The organism is Primorskyibacter marinus (assembly GCF_003313245.1).
Taxonomy (GTDB): domain Bacteria; phylum Pseudomonadota; class Alphaproteobacteria; order Rhodobacterales; family Rhodobacteraceae; genus Primorskyibacter; species Primorskyibacter marinus.
Genome location: NZ_QJSD01000003.1, coordinates 292380 through 300641, shown reverse-complemented (window position 1 = coordinate 300641; position 8262 = coordinate 292380). Strand labels below are relative to the sequence as shown.

Below are 8262 nucleotides of genomic sequence, written 5' to 3'. Positions count from 1 at the left end.
AGACGCGCACAACCTCATCCTGGTGGGGGGAACCGGCACCGGCAAAACACATATCGCCATCGCGCTTGGAACCACATTGATCAACAACGGCAAGAAGGCCCGCTTCTTCAACGCCGTCGATCTGATCAATGCCCCTCCTCTCGTGCATGTAAACATGCACTGCCGGGCAGCGGATCAAGGAACAGGCCGACGGCAACGCCGGGAAGATCATCCGGCAACTGTCGGCTCTGGATTGCGTCATCATTGACGAGTTGGGCTACATCCCCTTCCCGAAATCCGGCGGCGCACTGCTGTTCCACCTGATCAGCAAGCTCTACGAGAAAACCAGCGTCATCATCACCACCAACCTGGAGTTCGGGGAATGGGTCGCTGTCTTCGGCGATGCCAAGATGACAACCGCGCTTCTGGATCGCGTCACGCACCACTGCGCCATAATCGAGACTGGCAACAGATCATACCGCTTCGCGCAGAGCAAACGCCGCACAGAAAAATAACCGCGACGCAGACAAAGCCCCCAGACGGACACGCTATATGAGGGCGGCCCGACTGGGGGCTTTGCGCCACAAAAGGTCGGCCAAATGTAAACGCTGAAAACGGGTCAGTTTCGAACGCTCATTGACACTGAGCAAGACGATGCTTGAGGTATTGCACTTCTACGTTTCCGGCTTCTGGACGTGGCTAGGCATCACGGCTGGCTTGGCGATTGTGATTCAAGGCGTGGTCTTGGTGGTTCACGCGCTGCGTGGCGGCAAGGGTAAGTAGGATCAGAGATGATGCATGTGGCGTTGAAATGGGGCGTGTGGGGTTTGCCGTTCGGTTTCTCGACGGGTGGTGAAGGGAAGGATTGGCGGTGGGCGGCATCTTTCGGGCCGCTGCACCTGATCCGACACAACTGAACGCCCCCAAAATTCACTGTGCCAGATTTGTGCCACACCTCTGCGCATGTTCTTGCGCTGTTCTGCGCATGGCGCACAAATGGCGAGAGCCGATTATGGGCCGATTGCGCTATATTTATAAGGCGGTTGGATGGTGCTGTGAGAGAGGATTGAACTCTCGACCTCACCCTTACCAAGGGTGTGCTCTACCACTGAGCTACCACAGCATCTCGTTTCCAGTTAATAACCTCGGGCGTTGGCACGAGGCAAGAGGGTTCTGGGATTCCTCTATCACGATCAGCGCCTGCTGTTCGTTCGACCGATATGCAGCAGCGATACGCGCGCATACAGGACAAATGAGCCGTAGGACACCAATGATGTGGGCGGCTCTCTAGACGCAATTCAGACTGCGTGCAAGCGCAATCTGGACGCTTTTTATCGAGTGGGTTAAGGAGGGCCGATGAAGCGGAAATCGGACAGTGCAAAACCGGCGAACCGGGATGATCGACTGAAAGCGGCGTTGAAGGCCAATCTGGCCCGGCGCAAGGCGCAAGCGCGCGCCCGAGCCACTGCGGTGGACGACACACAGGCCAACGAGCGGGCCGAGAAAAAGAAAGACTGAGGCATATGGATTCGATCATTGTGACCGGTGGCGGCGAACTCGACGGGCAGATCCCGATCGCCGGCGCCAAGAACGCGTGCCTGACATTGATGCCCGCGACGCTCTTGTCTGAAGAGCCGCTGACGCTGACCAATGCGCCGCGCCTGTCGGACATCAAGACCATGACCGAACTGCTCGGCTCGCTTGGGGCAGAGGTGTCCAGCCTTCAGGATGGCAAGGTGTTGGCAATGTCCAGCCATAACCTGAACAATCACACTGCGCATTACGACATCGTTCGCAAGATGCGCGCATCCAACCTTGTGCTGGGACCGATGCTGGCACGGTTGGGGCATGCGATCGTCTCCCTGCCCGGTGGATGCGCCATCGGGGCACGTCCGATGGATCTGCATATCGATGCACTGGAAGCTTTGGGCGCAGAGATTGAACTGAAAGACGGCTACCTGCATGCGCAGGCTCCGGGCGGGCTGAAAGGTGCCACGCACGAGCTGCGTTTTGCCTCCGTAGGCGCGACCGAGAACACGGTGATGGCGGCGACGCTGGCCAAGGGCACGACCGTGCTGAAAAACGCCGCGCGCGAGCCCGAGATTGTTGATCTGGTGCGCTGCCTGCGCAAGATGGGTGCGCAGATCGACGGTGAGGGCACCTCGACAATTACCATCCAAGGCGTTGACCGGTTGGGCGGTGCGACACATCAGGTCGTCACCGACCGGATTGAACTGGGCACCTATATGCTGGCTCCCGCGATCGCAGGCGGGACGGTCGAATGTCTTGGCGGCCGGATCGAGCTGGTGCAGGCTTTTTGCGAAAAGCTGGATCAATGCGGGATCTCGGTCGAGGAAACCGAAGCGGGGCTGAAAGTGTCGCGCAAGAATGGCCGCATTCGCGCCATCGATGTCGTGACAGAGGTATTTCCGGGCTTTCCAACTGACCTTCAGGCACAGATGATGGCGCTGCTCTGCACCGCCGATGGCACCTCGGTCCTAGAAGAGAAAATCTTCGAGAACCGTTTCATGCACGCGCCGGAACTGGTGCGCATGGGTGCGGACATCGACGTTCAGGGCGGCCTTGCCACGGTGCACGGCGTCGACCGGCTAAAGGGCGCGCCAGTGATGGCAACCGATCTGCGCGCCAGCGTTTCCCTGATCCTTGCCGGGCTGGCGGCCGAAGGCGAAACCATTGTCAGCCGAGTCTACCATCTGGATCGCGGATATGAACAGGTCGTCCGCAAATTCTCGGGCGTTGGTGCCAGGATAGAACGGGTACAACTCACATGACCGATGATGCAAAATTCGAAGATGGCGGCGATCGCCCGCTGAACCTCGGGGCTTTGGATGTGGAGGATCTGACAGTCTTGTCGTCCCTGGCGCAAGACGCGGTTTTCCCGATCACCGAAATGCGTTGGGATCGCGGCACGGGACGGCTGGCGCTGCTGGTCAATCGTTTCCGTTGGGAGGACCTTCAGTCCGCTGGTCAGGCAGCGCGATCGCCCGAACGTGTGCAGTCCGTTTTGATGATCGAGAACGTTCACCGCGTCGGCACCCAAGGTATCGACCCGAAAGATCGCGATACGGTGCTGTCCCTGCTTGCGCTGACATTCGAGGCCACCGATGCGCCCTCTGGCAACGTCATTCTGACGCTGGCAGGCGACGGTGCGATCCGGGCCGAGGTTGAGGCTTTGGACATTCGGCTGCGCGACGTGACCCGCCCGTATCTGGCCCCCTCACGTCAAGCGCCCCGCCATCCAGAGTAAACAGCGCACGCTCGCAAGCCGTTCGCCGGGTCGTGTGACCCGCATACGCGCCCCGTGCATCCCGAGACACTCAACCGCAGCATCCTGTCGGGTGCGGCCCGCCAAATCGTACACTTGGAGAGAGAGATTGAGCGGACCGCCATTCATCCCGGCGGGAGGAGTTTGAAACAGGCAGAAGACCGCGCCGTTTCTGCGTCTGATACTGTCAAACCACGGACAGAAAGCGAATTCTTATTTCCTAAGAACAGGTCAGCCCAAAACCGGTGTCAGCCCTTCAAGGCAAAAACCACGATTGCGCTGCGTGCGGATCTCAAACCCGAAATCCTGCCCGGCGATCTTTTTTCGTAGATAGCCGATATAAACATCAACGACATTTTCCGTGCCGGACCCGTCGGTCGCCCATAACATGTCAAAGATTTGCCCGCGCGCCACCGGCGATCCGGCGTTATCCGCCAGAATACGCAGCAGCGAAAACTCCCGCTCTGTCAAGAAGGTTTCGGCCTGCGCGCGGCGCAAGCAACGCGTCCTTTCCGTCATGACAGCGGGTGCCGGACGACTGACCAGCGCGCGTTTCTCCTGCACACGCAGCCGTGCCACCAGTTCGTCGAAGGAAAACGGCTTGACGATATAGTCATCTGCGCCGGCCTCCAGCCCGGCGGCGCGGTGATCCACATCCGACAGGGCCGACAGCATGATGATCGGCACCACGATACCTCCGGCTCGCGCAGAGCGGACAACGTCGATGCCATTCTCTTCGCCCAGCATGACATCGAAAATCGCACCATCATACTGATCGACCATCAGCCGTTCCAATGCCCTGTCGGCGCGGTTCTCTGTATCCGCGATATAGCCATGCAGGGCCAACCCGCGCGCAAGGGCTGCGGTGATTCCGGGGTCATCATCGACGATCAGAAGGCGTGTTGTCATAGCGGCAGTTTACGGATCCTTGCGCGGCAGTCTAACGGATACTTTCGTTCCGTGCCCACCCGCATCGCCGGACGGCAGCGGACTTTGCATCCGGATCGTGCCGCCCTGTGCTTCGACCACCCAACGCGCCAGCGCCAGCCCGATCCCAAACCCCTGCCCTTCCGGGCTGCGCCCGCGTTTGAACCGCCCAAAAAGTCCCGCGATGTCGGAGGGGGGCACGCCGGGACCATGATCCACCACCGCAATTCCGACCCATTGGGGCTCGTCTATGGGCACCAAACGCACGATCTTACCGTCCCGCGCATGTCGCACCGCGTTGCGCACCAGCCCTACCACAACCTGTCGCATCCAGTTGGCATCCGCCACAACCGGAAGCGCGGGGCAAGGCTCCATCTCCAGCACCATGCCTGCATTTGCGCATTCATGGGCAACCTCTTCGGCCACATCGGTCAAGATTTCGGCCAGATCAACAGGCTGCGGATCCAGCGCCAGTTCGCCACTTTCCGAACGCGCAACCCGCAGCAAATCATCAATCCGCCGATTCAGTCGCGCCGCGCGCTCTTCGATCGTGGCGAAGGCAGAATCCGCCCCGGCCCCCTGCCTTTGGCCGATTTGCGCCTCCATCAGGATCACCGTCAGCGGCGTGCGCAGCTCGTGGCTGATATCAGCGAAAAAGCGACGGCGGTTTTCATCGGTTTTCGCCAGTGCCGCATTGGCGGTGCGCAGTTCTGCCGTGCGCTGGTCGATGATCTCATTCAATGCCGCACGGTCTTTGCGTACATTGTCTTCGCGCAGGCTTAGCGCCTGTGCCATCCGGTTGGTCTCGGAATAGAGCAGCCCGATCTCATCCTGCCGGGTTTCGGGCAGCGCGACGGCGTAATTCTCCGACCCGATCTGCCGGGCCGCATCGCGCAGCCGGTCAAGTCGCCCGAATTGAGGCCGAACCAACCCGAAATAAAAGGCCAGTGCGGTCAGGACGGACAGAACGGCGATCACGATTGCCAGCCGTCCAAGCGACTGCCGCAATCTCTCGATCCCCGACAGGATTTCGTTTCTGAACAGGATTTCGGCATTCACCGCCTGATTGAGCAGCGGATCAAACCCGGATGCGAACCCATTGATCCGTGCCCTCAGCGTTTCTGCATTGTCAGGACCTGCCTGCAATCCGCTGACAGCATTGCCGATCAAAGCCTCCATCCGGGCCAGACCCAGCGACTGCGTGGCGTAACGGGATTGCGCGTCCAGCCCCAATGCCTCGACCTGCGCGACGGCCTGCTCCAGATCCCTGCGCAACTGCCCAAAGGTGGTGTTGATGTTCCTGACAACCGGCTCAAGCCGTTCCCCGCGCGCCCCGGCATCAAGCCCGGCTTGCACCGCTTCGGTCGAAATCACGAGAAAGGTGGAAATCTGGGTAGAGAGCGTGGAATATCGCGCAATCCGTGCCTCTGCGGCCAGGGCGGTTTCCAACCGATCCGAAACGCGGGTCATCCCGATGAACATCGCTCCCGCGGTAAAAAGCGTCCCCACCGTCAAGAGCATTGCCCCCCCCGCCAGGCGGACCTTGAGAGAGACTTTTCTGCGCTGCGACATCACAATTCGGCCATTTCTTCGGCAAAGACCGAAAGAGGGACAAGAAAACAGATATTCCGCATGATCATTCCTGCCAACACGTCGTCGATTTCAAGGCCCCGTTAAAGGTGCAACGCCACAATGCGTTCGGGCTTGGGGGATGTATTGCAGAGAAATGCGCCGCGCGTAAACGCAATAGCATGCCCTGCCCCATTTTGCAGAGGCCTGTCGGAAAGCGACGCCGTTGCAAAGGTTCCGACGGATTGCGCTTCTCCATCCTTGGCGCGGTTGACCTGTCTATGACAGCATCGACATTCATACATTCCCAACCCACAGGAAAGCGGCCCTGGCCCGAAACCTGACCGGCGATATACGCAGCGCCGGGGGAGTGCATTGCGGCCCAACCGAAGAGATACTCAAGGAATATATCATATCTCGCGGTGCCTTGGCCGCTGTCGCGCTGTCGCTGTCCGTTTTTGCTGCGTCGGCACGGGAAAGTCCTGAATGAAATGCTCCGGCCAATCCGGGCGGCCGCTGGAATTTCACCTGCCGTCACGTCGGTAAATCCGTGCCGGATCAGGGGCTCATCGACCTTTGGCACCGGCGATCCGCGCGAAGGCAACATGCAATTGCACAGCGCGTTCGGTAGGCGCTGTGCAATCCTAATCGGATGAAGCCCGCGCAAAAGAAAGCCCCGGCCAGCGCGTGCTGACCGGAGCGGGATCGTTCAGGTACAGTGGCCCCGTCAGTGACCAAGTGTCGCCGCATCGACGCGGCGGGGGTCCGAGGCACCGAACAGGTAGCCGCTTGCTTCGTCCACAAGGATCGACTGGGTCGAGCCCATGACGGATTTCTCGCTGACCTTGTGTCCGCGCTGTTCCAAAAGGCCAATCGTATCGACACTGATGCCATCCTCGATGCGGATTTCATCGGGCAGCCACTGGTGGTGGATGCGGGATGCAAAGCTGGCCTCGGCGATGTTCATGCCGTGATCGATCACGTTCATGATGACTTGCAGCGTGGTCGTGATGATCCGCGACCCGCCCGGCGAACCGGTCACCATGAAGACCTTGCCGTCCTTCATCACCAGCGTCGGTGACATCGACGACAGCGGCCGCTTGCCGCCCTCGACGGCATTGGCATCCCCGCCGATCAAACCATAGGCGTTGGGAACACCCGGTTTGGCGGCAAAGTCATCCATCTCGTTGTTCAGCAGCACGCCGGTGCCGTCAGCGACCATGCCCGACCCGTAGGAAAAGTTGATCGTGTAGGTATTGGCGACGGCGTTGCCATCCTTGTCCACAATCGAGAAATGCGTGGTCTCGTTGCTCTCATAGGGTGCAAGATTGCCTGGTTTGATCGTGCTGGAGGCCGTCGCTGCGTGCAGGCTGATCTGCTTGCGAATATCAGCGGCGTATTCCTTGGACGTGATCTCTGCCAGTGGCACATCGACAAAATCGCTGTCGCCCAGATATTCCGAGCGGTCCGCATAAGCGCGTTTCATCGCTTCAGCCATCAGGTGGATCGTGTCGGCGGAATTGTGGCCCAGAAAGCCGATGGGATATTCTTCGAGGATGTTGAGGATCTGCACGATATGCGCCCCGCCAGAGCTGGGCGGCGGCATCGAGACGATCTCGTATCCGCGATAGGTGCCGCTGACCGGGTCACGCAGGACAGGCTTGTAATTGGCCATATCCTCGACCGTGATCCGCCCGCCGGAATTCTGCACGGCCGTGGCGATTTTTTCGGCAGTCTCGCCTTTATAGAAACCGTCCGTGCCTTCATCGGCGATCTTCTGAAGCGTGTTGGCAAGATCGGTTTGTGTCAGCATTTCGCCCGGTTCGTAGAATCCGCCACCCTCTTTGTAGAAAATCGTCTCGGATGACGGCCATTTCTTCAGCCGCGCTTCAAGCCCCTTGAGGCTGTCGGCAAGGCCCGGCGTCACGGCGATCCCGTCGCGCGCAAGGTCAATCGCAGGCTGGATGACCTCTGCCAGCGTCATGGTGCCATACTGGTCCAGCGCCATTTGCATGCCGGCAACCGTGCCCGGCACGCCCGTGGCAAGACCGGTGAAGCGTGACAATTCGGAATCCGCATTGCCGTCTTCGTCAAGATACATGTCACGCTCGGCCGAGGCGGGGGCCATTTCGCGGTAGTCAATGGCTTTGGTCTCGCCGGATTCCGCGTCATGCACCAGCATGAAGCCACCCCCGCCGATATTGCCCGCACGCGGCAGGGTCACGGCCAGCGCAAACGCCACGGCCACACCCGCGTCGATGGCATTGCCGCCAGCTTTGAGAATATCGAGCCCGACGCGGGCCGCCACACCTTCCTGCGCCGCGACCATGCCGTTTTCCGCATAAACCGGGTGGACGCGGTCAGCACCCGAAAAAATTGCGGCTTCCTGCGCGTGAAGCGCAGAAGCACTGGCGAATGCGAGGCATAAGGCCCCGGAAAAGAGCTGTCTCATGGTGTCCCTTTCATGCTGCGGAAATCATTCAAAACTCAAACGTCCCGGC

7 protein-coding genes, 1 tRNA gene and 1 pseudogene are annotated in these 8262 nt (G+C 59.9%); 5 read left to right on the top strand and 4 right to left on the bottom strand.

Translation table 11 applies throughout. The features are described 5' to 3' along the window. Together DMZ65_RS08230 and DMZ65_RS19445 are read left to right on the top strand one after the other, a co-directional pair. A pseudogene (locus DMZ65_RS08230) lies at window positions 1–494 on the top strand (ATP-binding protein); the annotation flags it as partial. Window positions 495–615: 121 nt separating this feature from the next. Further along, on the top strand, window positions 616–762 hold the full coding sequence (locus DMZ65_RS19445) for a hypothetical protein (protein ID WP_157960582.1): 147 nt from the start codon (window positions 616–618) through the stop codon (window positions 760–762). 265 nt (window positions 763–1027) lie between these two features. Here the strand turns inward: DMZ65_RS19445 and DMZ65_RS08225 are convergent. Then, a tRNA-Thr gene (locus DMZ65_RS08225) sits at window positions 1028–1102 on the bottom strand. Between the two features lie 233 nt (window positions 1103–1335). Between DMZ65_RS08225 and DMZ65_RS19665 the strand changes: the two genes are divergently transcribed. From DMZ65_RS19665 to DMZ65_RS08215, 3 genes are read left to right on the top strand one after another with little or no spacing between them, the layout of a single operon-like run. Then, window positions 1336–1497, top strand: coding sequence for a hypothetical protein (locus tag DMZ65_RS19665; protein ID WP_198662646.1), 162 nt, complete (start codon window positions 1336–1338; stop codon window positions 1495–1497). A 5-nt stretch (window positions 1498–1502) separates the two neighbouring features. Further along, window positions 1503–2771 carry a UDP-N-acetylglucosamine 1-carboxyvinyltransferase gene (gene murA, locus DMZ65_RS08220; protein WP_116598405.1) on the top strand — a complete coding sequence of 423 codons (1269 nt, stop codon included), beginning with the start codon at window positions 1503–1505 and terminating at the stop codon, window positions 2769–2771. Continuing rightward, complete coding sequence (locus DMZ65_RS08215; protein WP_116598404.1) at window positions 2768–3247, top strand: DUF2948 family protein; 480 nt, start codon at window positions 2768–2770, stop codon at window positions 3245–3247. Before murA ends, DMZ65_RS08215 begins: the two co-directional genes overlap by 4 nt. A gap of 249 nt (window positions 3248–3496) precedes the next feature. On the opposite strand, the gene DMZ65_RS08210 is transcribed toward DMZ65_RS08215, so the two are convergent. The 3 genes from DMZ65_RS08210 to ggt form a co-directional block, all read right to left on the bottom strand. Then, window positions 3497–4174, bottom strand: coding sequence for a response regulator transcription factor (locus DMZ65_RS08210; RefSeq protein ID WP_116598403.1), 678 nt, complete (start codon window positions 4172–4174; stop codon window positions 3497–3499). Between the two features lie 9 nt (window positions 4175–4183). Further along, window positions 4184–5713 (bottom strand): sensor histidine kinase, encoded by a 1530-nt coding sequence (locus DMZ65_RS08205; protein WP_232824930.1) that lies wholly within the window; start codon window positions 5711–5713, stop codon window positions 4184–4186. 775 nt (window positions 5714–6488) lie between these two features. Then, window positions 6489–8213 (bottom strand): gamma-glutamyltransferase, encoded by a 1725-nt coding sequence (gene ggt / locus DMZ65_RS08200; protein WP_116598401.1) that lies wholly within the window; start codon window positions 8211–8213, stop codon window positions 6489–6491. Window positions 8214–8262: the final 49 nt, after the last annotated feature.